15 protein-coding genes are annotated in these 13,419 nt (G+C 70.9%); 3 read left to right on the forward strand and 12 right to left on the reverse strand.

The features are described from left to right. Positions 1 to 61: 61 nt before the first annotated feature. The 11 genes from CEG14_RS16500 to CEG14_RS16550 form a co-directional block, all read right to left on the reverse strand. Positions 62 to 304, reverse strand: coding sequence for a hypothetical protein (locus tag CEG14_RS16500; RefSeq protein ID WP_094827593.1), 243 nt, complete (start codon positions 302 to 304; stop codon positions 62 to 64). Between the two features lie 19 nt (positions 305 to 323). Next, positions 324 to 554, reverse strand: coding sequence for a hypothetical protein (locus CEG14_RS16505; RefSeq protein WP_094827381.1), 231 nt, complete (start codon positions 552 to 554; stop codon positions 324 to 326). 20 nt (positions 555 to 574) lie between these two features. Further along, positions 575 to 2,131 carry a cytochrome c oxidase accessory protein CcoG gene (ccoG, locus tag CEG14_RS16510; RefSeq protein WP_094827382.1) on the reverse strand — a complete coding sequence of 519 codons (1,557 nt, stop codon included), beginning with the start codon at positions 2,129 to 2,131 and terminating at the stop codon, positions 575 to 577. Further along, positions 2,128 to 2,331 carry a hypothetical protein gene (locus CEG14_RS16515; RefSeq protein ID WP_143277230.1) on the reverse strand — a complete coding sequence of 68 codons (204 nt, stop codon included), beginning with the start codon at positions 2,329 to 2,331 and terminating at the stop codon, positions 2,128 to 2,130. Before CEG14_RS16515 ends, ccoG begins: the two co-directional genes overlap by 4 nt. After that, on the reverse strand, positions 2,328 to 3,278 hold the full coding sequence (gene ccoP / locus CEG14_RS16520) for a cytochrome-c oxidase, cbb3-type subunit III (protein ID WP_094827384.1): 951 nt from the start codon (positions 3,276 to 3,278) through the stop codon (positions 2,328 to 2,330). Before ccoP ends, CEG14_RS16515 begins: the two co-directional genes overlap by 4 nt. Next, complete coding sequence (locus tag CEG14_RS16525; protein ID WP_094827385.1) at positions 3,275 to 3,457, reverse strand: cbb3-type cytochrome oxidase subunit 3; 183 nt, start codon at positions 3,455 to 3,457, stop codon at positions 3,275 to 3,277. Before CEG14_RS16525 ends, ccoP begins: the two co-directional genes overlap by 4 nt. Positions 3,458 to 3,461: 4 nt before the next feature. Next, entirely contained in the window at positions 3,462 to 4,199 is a 738-nt protein-coding gene (gene ccoO / locus CEG14_RS16530) for a cytochrome-c oxidase, cbb3-type subunit II (RefSeq protein ID WP_094827386.1), read from the reverse strand. A 13-nt stretch (positions 4,200 to 4,212) separates the two neighbouring features. Next, complete coding sequence (gene ccoN, locus CEG14_RS16535; protein ID WP_094827387.1) at positions 4,213 to 5,706, reverse strand: cytochrome-c oxidase, cbb3-type subunit I; 1,494 nt, start codon at positions 5,704 to 5,706, stop codon at positions 4,213 to 4,215. A 118-nt stretch (positions 5,707 to 5,824) separates the two neighbouring features. After that, entirely contained in the window at positions 5,825 to 5,968 is a 144-nt protein-coding gene (gene ccoS, locus CEG14_RS16540; protein ID WP_094827388.1) for a cbb3-type cytochrome oxidase assembly protein CcoS, read from the reverse strand. Positions 5,969 to 5,976: 8 nt separating this feature from the next. Continuing rightward, positions 5,977 to 6,999, reverse strand: a complete 1,023-nt coding sequence (locus CEG14_RS16545) for a P-type ATPase (protein WP_094827594.1) — start codon at positions 6,997 to 6,999, stop codon at positions 5,977 to 5,979. 89 nt (positions 7,000 to 7,088) lie between these two features. Beyond that, positions 7,089 to 8,366: an adenosylmethionine--8-amino-7-oxononanoate transaminase gene (locus CEG14_RS16550; RefSeq protein WP_176461521.1), complete on the reverse strand. Its 1,278-nt coding sequence runs from the start codon at positions 8,364 to 8,366 to the stop codon at positions 7,089 to 7,091. Between the two features lie 122 nt (positions 8,367 to 8,488). On the opposite strand from CEG14_RS16550, the gene bioF reads away from it, so the two are divergent. From bioF to bioD, 3 genes are read left to right on the forward strand one after another with little or no spacing between them, the layout of a single operon-like run. Next, entirely contained in the window at positions 8,489 to 9,685 is a 1,197-nt protein-coding gene (gene bioF, locus CEG14_RS16555; protein ID WP_094827390.1) for an 8-amino-7-oxononanoate synthase, read from the forward strand. After that, entirely contained in the window at positions 9,682 to 10,386 is a 705-nt protein-coding gene (locus CEG14_RS16560) for an alpha/beta fold hydrolase (protein WP_094827391.1), read from the forward strand. The genes bioF and CEG14_RS16560 overlap by 4 nt, the downstream gene beginning before the upstream one ends. Beyond that, positions 10,386 to 11,786, forward strand: coding sequence for a dethiobiotin synthase (gene bioD, locus CEG14_RS16565; protein WP_094827392.1), 1,401 nt, complete (start codon positions 10,386 to 10,388; stop codon positions 11,784 to 11,786). Before CEG14_RS16560 ends, bioD begins: the two co-directional genes overlap by 1 nt. A 121-nt stretch (positions 11,787 to 11,907) precedes the next feature. Here bioD and aceA read toward each other — a convergent pair whose 3' ends face one another. Then, a complete protein-coding gene (gene aceA / locus CEG14_RS16570; protein WP_094827393.1) occupies positions 11,908 to 13,236 on the reverse strand; it encodes an isocitrate lyase in 1,329 nt (442 codons plus the stop codon). Positions 13,237 to 13,419 lie beyond the last annotated feature (183 nt).

Consider the following 13,419-nt stretch of genomic DNA (forward strand, 5'->3'; position numbering starts at 1 on the left):
TTATATAGCGCGCTATTTAATCGCAAGTGATTTTTGTGGCGCGAGCGCCACGCGCGCCGCCCTAGTCTTCGTACTCCTCGTCGGGCTCGCGCGCCGGCAGCAACCAGGCCGTGAGCGCGCACGCGCCCGTCGTGATCGCCCACGACACCAGGAAGAACACCGAGTAAAAGCCCATGCGGCCGGTGACGGCCCGGCCCAGCACGGCGACGTCGAGCGGGTCCACCAGCGCGAAGACCAGCGCGCTGCCCGCCGCCGCGGCCATGAAGGCCGGCCACAGAATCCACATCAGGGTACGTGCCCGCAGGCGCATGCGCGTCTCTCCTTCAGGGCCGGCGCGGCGCCGGCACGGCCGCGGCCGGATGCGCCGCGTCGGGCGCCTTCTCCACCACCAGCCCGCGCCGCACGGCGCCTTCGGTGATGGGCGTGTCGGGGTGCCAGGTGTAGGCCAGGACGATGGTGACGATGCAGCCCACCAGCGCGGCCGCGGGGCCCGCCATCAGGATCCAGGGCCAGGGTTCGCGCCACCAGGGGCGCACGTCTTGAGGCGTCGTCATGGAGGGGTTCTCCTCGGGGTTCATTGCGGCAGGTAGAAGCTGGCCGCTTCGTTCAGGTCGAGCTGCGGTCCCGCGCTGCCCTCGACGCTGCGCATCTCGAAGCGGATGGGATGCGAGCCGGGCGCGGCGGCGTCCAGCGGCGCCCGCACCACGACCGGCACCAGCAGATTGCTCGCGGCAGGCACCCGCACGTCGGCGCTCTCGGACGGCATGGTGCGCACGCTCAGGCCCGGCAGGCCGCTGGCAGACAGTTGCAGGCGCAACGCTTCGTCGGAAGTGTTGATGAACTGCAGCCGGTAGATGTTTTCGATCTGGCCGCCGGGCACCTCGCGCGCCAGCACGCCGCGGTCGCGGATGACGTCTACCCGCAAGGGGCTGCGCACGGCCAGGCTGCTCAGCAGGCCGAACACCAACAGCAGCACCAGGCCGCCATAGATCAGGATGCGCGGACGCCACAGGCGCCGCCGCGCGGCGCGCGCGTCGAGCCCGTCGTCGATGGCACGCTCGGAGGTGTAGCGAATCAGGCCGGCGGGATACTGCATCTTGGCCATGACCTGGTTGCACGCGTCGATGCACGCGCCGCAACCGATGCACATGTATTGCAGGCCGTCGCGGATGTCGATGCCGGTCGGGCAGACCTGCACGCAGAGGCTGCAATCCACGCAGTCGCCCATGCCGGCGCCGCGATGGTCGATCTTGCGCGAGCGGCCGCCGCGCGGCTCGCCCCGCACGCGGTCGTACGTGACCACGAAGGTGTCGCGGTCGACCATCACGCTCTGGAAGCGGGCGTAGGGGCACATGTACTTGCACACCTGCTCGCGCATGAAGCCCGCGTTGCCCCAGGTGGCAAAGCCGTAGAACAGCATCCAGAACCACTGCCATGCGCCGAGCTGCAGCGTGAACAGCTGGTGGCCCAGGTCGCGGATCGGCGCGAAGTAGCCGATGAAGGTCGAGCCGGTCCACCAGGCGAGCAGGATCCAGAGCGCGTGCTTGCCGACCTTGAGCCGGATCTTGCGCGCCGTCCAGGGCGATTCGTCGAGCCGGATGCGGGCGATGCGATCGCCCTCGATGCGGCGCTCGATCCACATGAAGATCTCGGTATAGACCGTCTGCGGACAGGCATAGCCGCAGAACAGCCGGCCGGCCACCGCCGTGAACAGAAACAGCGCCAGCGCGCTGATCACCAGCAGCACCGCCAGGTACACCACGTCCTGCGGCCACAGCACCAGGCCGAACAGATAGAACTTGCGCGCGCCGAGGTCGAACAGCACGGCCTGGCGCCCCTCCCACTGCACCCACGGCAGGCCGTAGAAGATCAGCTGGGTCAGGACCACGAACACGATGCGCCAGTGCGCGAACGTGCCGCTCACCGAGCGGGGGTAGACCTTGATGCGCACCTCCGCCAGCCGGCTCTCGACCGAGTTGGCGGGTGGCGGCGCCGGACGCCACAGCCCGGGGGGCGGCTCGGCCGGGGCACCGGCGGGCGGCAGCCCCGGTGCGGCCGCACTTGCCGCCGCACTTGCCGCCGCACTTGCCGTGGCGGCGTCGGGCGGGGGGGAAACGGCGCGCTGCGTCATGACAGCGCCAGGGCCACGGCGGACGCGGCCGGCATCAGACCCCACGCGCACGCGGTGCGTGCCAGCAGCAGCCGGCACACCGGCCCCTCGGCCACGACGGCGTCGGCCGCGGCATCGCCGCGCGGGCGCAGGCCCGTGCGGACGGCGTCGCCCGCGATTGCAGCCACGTCGGCAGGCATCATCAGAGGAGAGTCGCTCATTGGCGAGCCTCCGCGGAAGCGACGCCGGCCTGGGCGCCGGGCTGGTTCGACAGCCCCCACACCCAGGCGGTCAGCAGCCGGATCTGCTCGGGCGTGAGCACGTCCTTGTGGGCCGGCATCTGGTTGTTGCGGCCTTCGCGGATGGTGCGCACGATGGCGGCCTCCGAGCTGCCGTACAGCCACACCGCGTCGGTCAGGTTGGGCGCGCCCAGCGCCTGGTTGCCCTTGCCATCCACGCCATGACAGGCGACGCAGTAGTTGCCGAACTCGCGCTTGCCGCGGAACACCCTCACCGGGTCGGACGCCAGGCCCGACAGCGAGCGCACGTAATGCGCGATGTCGGTAGCCATGCGCACGTCGACCACGCTGCCCCAGGGCGGCATGATGCCGTGACGGCCGTCGCGGATGGTGGTCTCGATCGCCTCGGGCGTGCCGCCATGCAGCCAGTCGCCGTCGGTGAGATTGGGGAAGCCGGGCGCGCCGCGCGCATCCGAGCCGTGGCACTGCGAGCAGGTGCTGAGGAAGAGCCGCTGGCCCACCTCGCGCGCCGGGATGTCGCCGGCCAGCTCGGGCACGCTCATGCCTTCGAAGCGCGCATACAGCGGCCGCACCGCCTCGCGCTGCGCCTCCTGCTGCTGCGCCACCTCGCCGGCGGTGGTGTAGCCCAGCACGCCCTTGTACTCGCCCAGGCCCGGAAACAGCACCAGGTAGGCGAGCGCGAAGACACAGAGCAGCAGGTACATCCAGGTCCACCAGCGCGGCACCGGATTGTTGAGCTCGGTCAGGTCGCCGTCCCACACATGGCCGGTGTCCTCGACCTGGCCCGCGGCCGGGCGTTCGCCCAGCCAGCGGCGCTGCGTGTACAGCAGCCACAGGCACCACACGATGCCACCCACGGCGATGATGCCGATGAAGTAGCTCCAGAAACCGTTGACGAAATCGCTCATGGCGTCCCCGACACATTGGGTTGGGCCGGCGCGGCTTCAGCGCCCTCGTCCGGCAAGGCAAACGGCAGCAGGGCCGACGCGGCGTTGGCGGGCTGGCGGTGACGCGACCACGCCCACCACACGATGCCCAGGAACGTCGCCATCGACAGGGCCGTGATCACACTCGAAAGCATCAGCATCGCGTCACTCCTTGGCAGCAGTACCGGCAGCGGGCGTACCGGCAGCGGGCGTACCGGCTGCGGGCGTACCGGCTGCGGGCGTGGCCGCTGCGGCCGCCGCCGCGGCCGCCTGCCGGCGCGCGGCCACGCCGAGCCCCTGCAGGTATGCGATCAGCGCGTCTTCCTCGGTCTTGCCGGCCAGCGCCGCGGGCGCGGCCTCGATGGTGGCGTCGTCGTAGGGCACGCCCAGACGGCGCAGCGCACGCATGCGGTCCTGCACGTCGGCCTGCGCCACGCTCGCATGCTGCAGCCAGGGATAGGCGGGCATGTTGGACTCGGGCACCGCGGCGCGCGGATCGCGCAGATGGATGCGGTGCCATTCGTCCGTGTAGCGCTCGCCCACGCGTGCGAGATCGGGGCCGGTGCGCTTGGAGCCCCACAGGAACGGATGGTCGAACACCGACTCCGACGACAGCGAGTAGGCGCCGTAGCGCTGCACCTCCGATTGCAGCATGCGCACCTGCTGCGAGTGACAGCCCACACAGCCTTCGCGGATGTAGATGTCGCGGCCGATCAGGGTCAGCGCCTCGTACGGCTTCACGCCGGGCGCCGCATTGGTGGTCGAGTGCTGGAAGAACAGCGGCACGATCTGCACCAGGCCGGCGAACGACACCACCAGGATGCTGGCGATGATCATCAGGCCGATGTTGCGTTCGAGGGTCTGGTGCGAGAAGAAACGCGGCTTGGATTGTGGTTGGCTCATGTCGGCGTCTCCTTCAGGCCGTCGCGGGCGCGGGGGCCGCCACCGGGCTCGGCGCGGTGAGCGGAACGGGCGGCACCACCGGATTGACCGGGCGCTCGCCGCGCACGGTGCGCCAGACGTTCCAGGCCATCACCCACATGCCGGCGAGATACAGCGCGCCGCCCATGACACGGATCAGGTAATACGGCACGCGCGTCTTGAGCTCCTCGACGAAGCTGTAGACCGGCAGGCCGTCGGCCCCCATGTCGCGCCACATCAGGCCCTGCTGCACGCCGGCCGTCCACATCGCGGCGATGTAGAGCACCACGCCGACGGTGGCGAGCCAGAAGTGCAGCTCGATGGCGCGCACGCTGTACATGCGCTCGCGGCCGTAGAGACGCGGGATCAGGTAATAGAGCGAACCGAAGGTGATCATCGCGACCCAGCCGAGCGAGCCCGAATGCACGTGGCCGATGGTCCAGTCGGTGTAGTGCGACAGCGAGTTGACGGTGCGGATCGACATCATCGAACCCTCGAAGGTCGACATGCCGTAGAACGACAGCGCGGTGACCAGGAACTTCAGGATCGGGTCGGTGCGCAGCTTGTGCCAGGCGCCCTGCAGCGTCATGATGCCGTTGATCATGCCGCCCCACGACGGCGCCAGCAGGATCAGCGAGAAGGTCATGCCGAGCGACTGGGTCCAGTCGGGCAGCGAGGTGTAGAGCAGGTGATGCGGGCCGGCCCACATGTAGGTGAACGCCAGCGCCCAGAAGTGCACGATCGACAGGCGGTACGAGTAGATCGGGCGGCCGGCCTGCTTGGGCACGAAGTAATACATCATGCCCAGGAAGCTCGTGGTCAGGAAGAAGCCCACGGCGTTGTGGCCATACCACCACTGCACCATTGCGTCCTGCACGCCCGCGTAGGCCGAATACGACTTCCACAGCGACACCGGCATTTCGATGTTGTTGAAGATGTGCAGGACGGCGATCGTCAGGATGTAGGAGCCGAAGAACCAGTTGGCCACGTAGATGTGGCGCACCCGGCGCTTGACGATGGTGCCGAAGAACACCACCGCGTAGGCCACCCACACCGCGGTGATCAGGATGTCGATGGGCCACTCGAGCTCGGCGTATTCCTTGCTGCTCGTGATGCCCAGCGGCAGCGTGATGGCCGCGGCCACGATCACGAGTTGCCAGCCCCAGAAGGTGAAGGCGGCCAGCGGCGCACAGAACAGGCGCACCTGACAGGTCCGCTGCACCACGTAGTACGAGGTGGCGAACAGGGCGCTGCCGCCGAACGCGAAGATCACCGCGTTGGTATGCAGCGGGCGCAGGCGGCCGTAGCTCAGCCATGCGGTGTCGAAATTCAATTGCGGCCAGATCAGTTGCGCCGCGATCAATACACCGACGGACATGCCGACGATGCCCCACACGATGGTCATCAGCGCGAACTGGCGCACCACCGTGTAGTTGAATTGTTCATGCGGCGCCGCTTCGTCCTGCGCGCGGACAGTGCCATCGCTCATCAGACTTCCCCTCAAGAAACCGGAACATCGAAACGTTCATTTACGAATCGGATGATGCGCGCGGGCCGGTCGAGGGGGCTTGATGCAAATCAAGCGGCACGGAAGCGATGCGGAACTTTCAGACGTCCTTGTCGCGCAGGATCGACAAGCCTTCGTTTTCGCTGTCGTCGAACTGCCCGTTGAACACCGCCCACCACAGCGCGACGCCGATCGCCAGCACGAAGATCAGCGACACCGGCAGGAGCAGATAGAGAATGTCCATGGCGCGCCTCAGGAGGCCTGCGCCAAAGGGGCCGCCGCCCGCGGCGCGCGGCGGCGCGCCAGGCGCCAGGCGTTGAGCGCCACCGCGACGGTGGACAGCAGCATGGCGAGCGCCGCCAGCCAGGGCGTGACCCAGCCCACCAGCGCGGGCGGCACCATCAGGAGGTGCCAGATCAACGAGCCATACAGATTCTGCAGGGCGATGCGCCGCGCCCGCAGGGGAATGGCGTGCAGCGCGGCGGCATCGCCGTCGCGTTCGGCCTGCAACAGCGCGGCCCGTGCCGCGGCCAGCGTGGCCGGCACCGCCATGGCCATGGCACACGGACAGCTCATCACCAGCAAAGCCACCATCACGGGCACCGCGTGCGCGGGTTCGACCCAGGCCCAGCCCGCGCCGGCCAGCAACGCCAGCAGCACCTGCAGGGTGACGAAGCGCGCGGCCACGCGGTCGGCCCGTTGCGCCAGGGCGGCGCTGTCCAGCGCGGCGCTGTCCAGCGCGGCGCTATCCAGCGCGGCACCATCCCGCGCGGCGCCGAGGGCCGCGGCATCCGCGCCCCCCACGCGCTGGCGCGCGCACAGCTCCAGGTAGCGCGCCGCCAGCAGAAAGGCGACGAACATGGTGACCGAATCGAAATAGACCTCGCCGGCCTGGCGCCACGTGGCCCAGGCGCTCGGCAGGAAGGCGCCGACGATGCCGAGCGCCACCGGCACGTCCATGCCGGCGCGCGCCTGCCGCAGGCTGGCCCACGCGCCGCGCCACAGGGGCCAGGCGCAATACAGCACCACCGGCACGGTCAGCACCAGGCTGGCCCAGTTCATCAGCACGATGGCGCGATCGAGCGTGAAGGCGGCGTCGTCGGGCATGGCCTGGCCGCGCAGGTAGCCGGGCCAGGCCAGCATCATCACCTGCATCATCACCAGCCAGGACACGCCCAGGCGCGCCAGCGCGTGACGCCGCACCTGACGCTCGGCGGGCGCGAGCGCAGCCGGCTGCGCGAAGATGGAGGCGGCGGGCCGGCGCGCGGCCGCCATGCCGTCGGCGGACGGAGTCGTGGTCATGGGGGCGAGCGTAGCGCCCCCGCCCGCCGCCCGGCTTGATCTGCGTCAAGCCCGCCGGCCGCTCAGGGCCGCTGCGCGCCCAGCACCTCGCCCACCGCCGCCAGCAGCGTCTGCAGGGCCTGCGGCGCGATGGTGAAGGCGGGCGTCAGGTAGACGATGTTGCCGAATGGCCGCACCCACACGCCGGCCTCGACCAGGCGGCGCCGCAGGCCGTCCCGGTCGGCGATGCCATCGAGCTCGACCGCGCCGATGGCGCCCAGCACCCGCACCGCGCGCACCCACGGCAGCGCGGCGAGCGGCGCCAGGCCCGCGCGCAGCGCCGCTTCGATGGCGGCCACCTGGGCCAGCCGCGGCTCCTGCTCGAACAAATCGAGCGAGGCATTCGCGGCCGCGCACGCCAGCGCGTTGCCCATGAAGGTCGGCCCATGCATCAGCGCATGCGTCGGGTCGTCGGACCAGAAGGCGTCGAACACCCGCGCGCTCGCCACGGTGGCGGCGAGCGGCAGCGTGCCGCCGGTCAGGGCCTTCGAAAGGGTGATGATGTCGGGCTTCACGCCCGCCTGCTCGAACGCGAACATCGTGCCGGTGCGGCCGAAGCCGGTGAAGATCTCGTCGAAGATCAGCAGCAGCCCATGCCGGTCGGCCAGCTCGCGCAGGCGGGCCAGCACGCGCGGCGGATGCAGCAGCATGCCGCCCGCGCCCTGCACCAGCGGCTCCACGATGATGCCGGCCAGCGCATGCGCGTGCGTGCGCAGGTGCGCCTCGAGCGCGGCGTCGTCGGCCTCGTCCAGCGGCAGCGCCAGGATGTCGTGCTGCGCCAGCATGCCGCCGAACATGCGATGCATGCCCTCGTCCGGATCGCAGACCGCCATCGTGCCGAACGTGTCGCCGTGATAGCCGCCGCGAAACGCGACGAAGCGGCTGCGCTGGCGCTCGCCCTGGTTGAGCCAGTATTGCAGCGCCATCTTCATCGCCACCTCGACCGCCACGGAGCCCGAATCGGTGTAGAACACCCGGTCCAGCCCCGGGCCGAGCCGCTCGCACAGGCGGCGCGCCAGGCGCAGCGCGGGCTCGTGCGTCAGGCCGCCGAACATCACGTGCGGCATGGCCTCGAGCTGCGCGTGCACCGCTGCCGCGATGTGCGGATGGTTATAGCCATGGCAGGCGGTCCACCACGACGACACGCCGTCGATCAGGGTGCGGCCATCGGCCAGGGTCAGCGTGCTGCCCGCGCTGCCGACCACCGGCAGCGGCTCGGCCGCCGTCTTCATCTGGGCATAGGGCAGCCAGATGTGGGGCATGCCCGATTTCATCCACTCCGGTCGCTCGTCGGTCGACATGGACCCTCCTTTCTCGCAGTTCGGACGGGACCCACGACGCGTCATGGACGACGCGCCGGGCTCCTCTACAATGGCCCGCATTCTAGCGGTCCGCACGACGGGCCGCCCCGCTGCGTCTGTTCATGTCCAAGCTCGACTCCGTCTTCCAGGATCATCTGGCCCGCGCCGACGCGCGCCAGATGCGCCGCGTACTGCGGCCTGCCGCCCCCGCTGCCGCGGGCCGGGCCCGCTACGGCTCGGCCACGCTGCTGAATTTCTCCAGCAACGACTATCTCGGGCTGGCACACCATCCGCTGCTGATCGAGCGCGCGCGCGAATTCACGTCGCGCTGGGGCACCGGCGCGCGCGCCTCGCGCCTGGTGTGCGGCTCGCTCGAGGCGCACCACCGGATCGAGGCCAGACTGGCCGCGCTCAAGGGCACCGAGGCCGCGCTGTTGTTCGCCTCGGGCTGGCAGGCCAACGCCGCCGTGCTGCCCGCGTTGATGCAGGCCGTGGCGGGCCAGGGCGCGCCGCAGGTGCACACCGACCGCCTCAATCATGCCAGCCTGCATCACGGCTGCCAGGCGGCCGGCGTGCGCCAGCTGCGCTACCGCCACAACGACCTGGCGCATCTCGAGGCGCAGCTGGCGGCGCGCGCGGGCGAACCCGGTGCCCGCTTCATCGTGACCGAAAGCGTGTTCAGCATGGACGGCGACCAGGCCGACGTGCCGCGCCTGGCCGCGCTGGCGCGCGAGCACGACGCCTTCCTGATGCTCGACGAGGCGCACGCCACCGGCGTGCTGGGACCGCGCGGCATGGGCCTGGCCGGCACGGCGTCCGGCGGCGTGGATCTCATCATGGGCACCTTCAGCAAGGCGCTCGGCGGCTTCGGCGCCTACGTCGCGGGATCGCGCGCGCTGTGCGACTACCTGGTGAACACGTGCTCGGGCCTGATCTACACCACCGCGTTGCCGCCCGCCGTGCTCGGGGCGATCGATGCGGCGCTGGACCTGGTGCCCGGGATGGACGCCGAGCGTGCCCACCTGCAGGCCAGCGCGCGGCGCGTGCGCGACGCATTGGCGCGCATGGGCATCGATTGCGCGGGTTCGACCACGCAGATCGTGCCCGCGTTGCTGGGCGACGCCGAGGCCGCGCTGCGCGCCAGCCGCGCGCTGCAGGAACACGGCTGCCTGGCGATCGCGATCCGCCCGCCCACGGTGCCGGCCGGCACCAGCCGGCTGCGGCTGGCGCTCTCGGCCGCGCACACGTCCGCCGACATCGACACGCTGATCGCGGCGCTCGAGCAGGTGCTGCCCGCGCTGCGCGGAGCCCGCGCATGAAGGCCACGCTGATCCTGGCGCATGGCTGGGGCTTCGATGCCAGCGTGTGGGACGCGCTCTGCGCCCGCCTGCCCGGCGCGCGCGCGCATCGCGGCGAGGCCGGCTACTTCGGCGCGCCGGTCGGCGCCCTGCCCGCCCTCGCGCCGCCCGGCGCCGCGCGGGCAGACCCGGCCGGCCCGGTCCGCGCTCCGGCACCCGAAGAACCGGCCGGCGCTGCCGTCATCGCCATCGGCCATTCGCAGGGCGGGCTGGATCTGCTGACCGCCCTGCCCGCCGGCTGCACTCACCTCGTGCTGATCAATGGCTTCGGCCGCTTTTGCGCCGCCCCCGACCACCCCGACGGCGTGCCGGCGCGCATGCTCGAGCGCATGCTGAGCCGGCTGGCGCGCGAGCCGCAGGCCGTGGTCGACGACTTCCGCGCGCGCTGCGGCGCGGCCCCGGCCGCCGGCCCGCCCGAGCCGCAGCGGCTGGCACACGGGCTGCAACGCCTGCGCGACGCCGACCTGCGCGCCACGCTGGCGGCGCTGCCGCTGCCCACGCTGCTGCTCGCGGGCGAAACCGATCCGATCGCGCCGCCGGCCCTGTCGCGCGCGACGGCCGTGCGCGACACGCGCTGGCATCCGGGCGGCCACCTGCTGCCGCTGGCCGACCCGGCGTGGTGCGCGCAACAGATCCGCGACTTCGTCGCCGCAACGCCCTGATGGCGCGGCCGCAAGACGTCGCGGGCCGCTTCGGCGCCGCCGCCCCCGACTACGAAAGCCACGCCCTGGCGCAGCGCCACGCGGCCGCCGCGCTGGCGCAGCGCATCGCGGCGCGGCCCCTGCCCGCGCGGCCGCGCATCCTGGAGATCGGCTGCGGCACCGGCCTGTTCACGCGCGCCCTCGCCGCGCGGATCGGCCCCGCCGACTGGACCCTGACCGACATCGCGCCGGCCATGCTGGCGCAGGCGCGCCGCGCGCCCCCGCCCGGCACGGTGCGCTACGCGCAACTCGACGGCGAGCACCCCAACGCGCTGCGCGACGCGCGCGGCTACGACCTGGTGTGCAGCAGCCTGGCGGTGCAATGGTTCGAGGATCTCGACGCCGGGCTGGCGCGATTGAGCCGACTGCTCGCGCCCGGCGGCTGGCTGGCGATCGCCACGCTGGCGCAGGACACGTTTCTCGAATGGCGCGCCGCGCACCAGGCGCTGGGCCTGCGCGCCGCGACGCCCGCCTACCCTCGCGCCGAACACATCGGCACCGCGCTGCGCCATCTGCGCGGCGGCGTGCAACGCGCGCTCCACCGCCAGCACCACCCCGACGCGCTGGCGTTCGTGCGCGGTCTGAAGGGGATCGGCGCCTGCCTGCCGGCCGCCGGCCGCGCGCCGCTGTCGACCGCGCAGATGCGCGCCGTGCTGGCGCGCTTCAACCAACAAGGAAATCACGTGAGCTATGACCTCGCCTACGGCCTGTGGCAGAACCGCCCGGCCGGTGTGTTCGTGACCGGCACCGACACCGGCGTGGGCAAGACCCTGGTGTCGGCCGTGCTGACCCGCGCCTGGGAGGCCAGCTACTGGAAGCCGCTGCAGACCGGGCTGGCCGACGAGCCCGGCGACACGGCCACGGTGCGTGCGCTGGCCTGCCTCGACGACAGCCGCGTGCTCGCGCCGGCGTACGCGCTGCAGGCGCCACTGGCGCCCTGGGCGGCCGCGCCGCTGGAGGGCGTGACGATCGACATGGCGCGCCTGACGCTGCCGCAGACCGGGCGGGCGCTGGTGGTCGAAGGCGCGGGCGGGCTATTGGTGCCGATCGACGACACGAGCACCATGCTGGACCTGATCGCGCGGCTGGGCCTGCCGGTGGTGCTGGCCGCGCGCAGCGGCCTGGGCACCATCAACCACACGCTGCTGAGCCTGGCGGCGCTGCGCGCGCGCGGCATCCCGGTGGCCGGCGTGGTGATGAGCGGTCCGCGCAACGCGTCCAATCGCGAGGCCATCGAGCGCTTCGGCAAGGTGCGCGTGCTGGCCGAGATCGATCAGCTGGACCCCGTCACGCCCGAGGCCGTGGCGCAGGCGGCGCAGACGATCCCGCCGCTGGCCGAGTGCCTGGACGCGGCGGTCTAGAAAAAAGCGGGGTGCCCCTCCGACAAGGCACCCCCAACCCACCCTACTACTCGGAAAAACGCTCGTATTGCTGCGCGGCGCCGGGCGCCCGCATGGGCGTCCGGCGCCGCGCCTGCCCTGCTCAGGCGGCGCGCACCTGCGGCTGGCCGTGGCCGTGGTCGAACTGCGCCTCTTCGGTGGATCCGGTGAGCGCGGTGGTCGACGAGCGGCCGCCTTCGATGGTCTGGGTCACGGCATCGAAGTAGCCCGTGCCCACTTCGCGCTGGTGCTTGACCGCGGTGAAGCCCAGGTCGGCCGCGGCGAACTCCTTCTGTTGCAGTTCGACGAAGGCGCTCATCTGGCGGCGGGCGTAGCCGTGGGCCAGCTCGAACATGCCGTAGTTCAGCGAGTGGAAGCCGGCCAGCGTGATGAACTGGAACTTGTAGCCCATCGCGCCCAGCTCGCGCTGGAACTTGGCGATCGTGGCGTCGTCGATGTTCTTCTTCCAGTTGAACGACGGCGAGCAGTTGTAGGCCAGCATCTTGCCCGGGAACTGACGGTGCACGGCCTCGGCGAACTGGCGCGCGTAGTCCAGGTTCGGCGTGGAGGTCTCGCACCAGATCAGGTCGGCATAGGGCGCGTAGGCCAGGCCCCGCGAGATCGCCTGGTCGATGCCGTTGCGGGTGCGGAAGAAGCCCTCGACGGTGCGCTCGCCGGTGATGAACGGACGGTCGTTCTCGTCCACGTCGCTCGTCACCAGGTCGGCCGCGTCGGCATCGGTGCGCGCCAGCAACAGCGTGGGCGTGCCGCACACGTCGGCCGCCAGGCGCGCCGACACCAGCTTGGCCACGGCCTCGCGGGTGGGCACCAGCACCTTGCCGCCCATGTGGCCGCACTTCTTCACGGAGGCGAGCTGGTCTTCGAAGTGCACGCCGGCGGCGCCCGCCTCGATCATGCCCTTCATCAGCTCGAAGGCGTTGAGCACGCCGCCGAAGCCGGCTTCCGCGTCGGCCACGATGGGCGCGAAGTAGTCGATGTAGCCCTCGTCGCCCGGATTCTTGCCTTCCATCCACTGGATCTGGTCGCAGCGGGTGAGCGAGTTGTTGATCCGGCGCACCACCTGCGGCACCGAGTTGGCGGGATAGAGCGACTGGTCGGGGTACATCTCGCCGGCCAGGTTGGCATCGCCCGCCACCTGCCAGCCCGACAGGTAGATCGCCTTCAGGCCGGCCTTCACCTGCTGCATGGCCTGGTTGCCCGTGAGGGCGCCGAGCGAATTGACGAAGGGCTCGGCATGCAGCGAGGCCCACAGGCGCTCGGCGCCGCGGCGGGCCAACGTGTGCTCGACCGCCACGGAGCCGCGCAGGCGGACCACGTCTTCGGCGGTGTAGCCGCGCTTGATGCCTTGCCAGCGGGCGTCCTCGGCCCACGCTTTCTGCAGATTGCGGATTTCGGTTTCGCGCTTGCTCATGATGTGCTCCAGAAGGAAAAAAGACTGCAAGAACAGGAAACTTGGTGGGCTGCCCTGTGTGGTGCCGGGCGGCCTGCCCGATCACCGGATCGCGGCTGCGGGGTGTTGCTCGTTGGAAAACAGTCTATGCCTATGCTGCAGAGCAAGGTGATGCCGGGTCTTGTACAAGATGAATTTTTTATT

Origin of the sequence: Bordetella genomosp. 1 (genome assembly GCF_002261335.1) — a bacterium.
In the GTDB taxonomy this organism is placed as follows: Bacteria; Pseudomonadota; Gammaproteobacteria; order Burkholderiales; family Burkholderiaceae_B; genus Bordetella.

Coding starts and splice junctions, on each gene's coding strand:
- CEG14_RS16505 (WP_094827381.1), bottom strand. CDS start 554: ATGACGACGCCTCAAGACGTGCGCCCCTGGTGGCGCGAACCCTGGCCC.
- ccoG (WP_094827382.1), bottom strand. CDS start 2,131: ATGACGCAGCGCGCCGTTTCCCCCCCGCCCGACGCCGCCACGGCAAGT.
- CEG14_RS16515 (WP_143277230.1), bottom strand. CDS start 2,331: ATGAGCGACTCTCCTCTGATGATGCCTGCCGACGTGGCTGCAATCGCG.
- ccoP (WP_094827384.1), bottom strand. CDS start 3,278: ATGAGCGATTTCGTCAACGGTTTCTGGAGCTACTTCATCGGCATCATC.
- CEG14_RS16525 (WP_094827385.1), bottom strand. CDS start 3,457: ATGCTGATGCTTTCGAGTGTGATCACGGCCCTGTCGATGGCGACGTTC.
- ccoO (WP_094827386.1), bottom strand. CDS start 4,199: ATGAGCCAACCACAATCCAAGCCGCGTTTCTTCTCGCACCAGACCCTC.
- ccoN (WP_094827387.1), bottom strand. CDS start 5,706: ATGAGCGATGGCACTGTCCGCGCGCAGGACGAAGCGGCGCCGCATGAA.
- ccoS (WP_094827388.1), bottom strand. CDS start 5,968: ATGGACATTCTCTATCTGCTCCTGCCGGTGTCGCTGATCTTCGTGCTG.
- CEG14_RS16545 (WP_094827594.1), bottom strand. CDS start 6,999: ATGGCGGCCGCGCGCCGGCCCGCCGCCTCCATCTTCGCGCAGCCGGCT.
- CEG14_RS16550 (WP_176461521.1), bottom strand. CDS start 8,366: ATGTCGACCGACGAGCGACCGGAGTGGATGAAATCGGGCATGCCCCAC.
- bioF (WP_094827390.1), top strand. CDS start 8,489: ATGTCCAAGCTCGACTCCGTCTTCCAGGATCATCTGGCCCGCGCCGAC.
- CEG14_RS16560 (WP_094827391.1), top strand. CDS start 9,682: ATGAAGGCCACGCTGATCCTGGCGCATGGCTGGGGCTTCGATGCCAGC.
- bioD (WP_094827392.1), top strand. CDS start 10,386: ATGGCGCGGCCGCAAGACGTCGCGGGCCGCTTCGGCGCCGCCGCCCCC.
- aceA (WP_094827393.1), bottom strand. CDS start 13,236: ATGAGCAAGCGCGAAACCGAAATCCGCAATCTGCAGAAAGCGTGGGCC.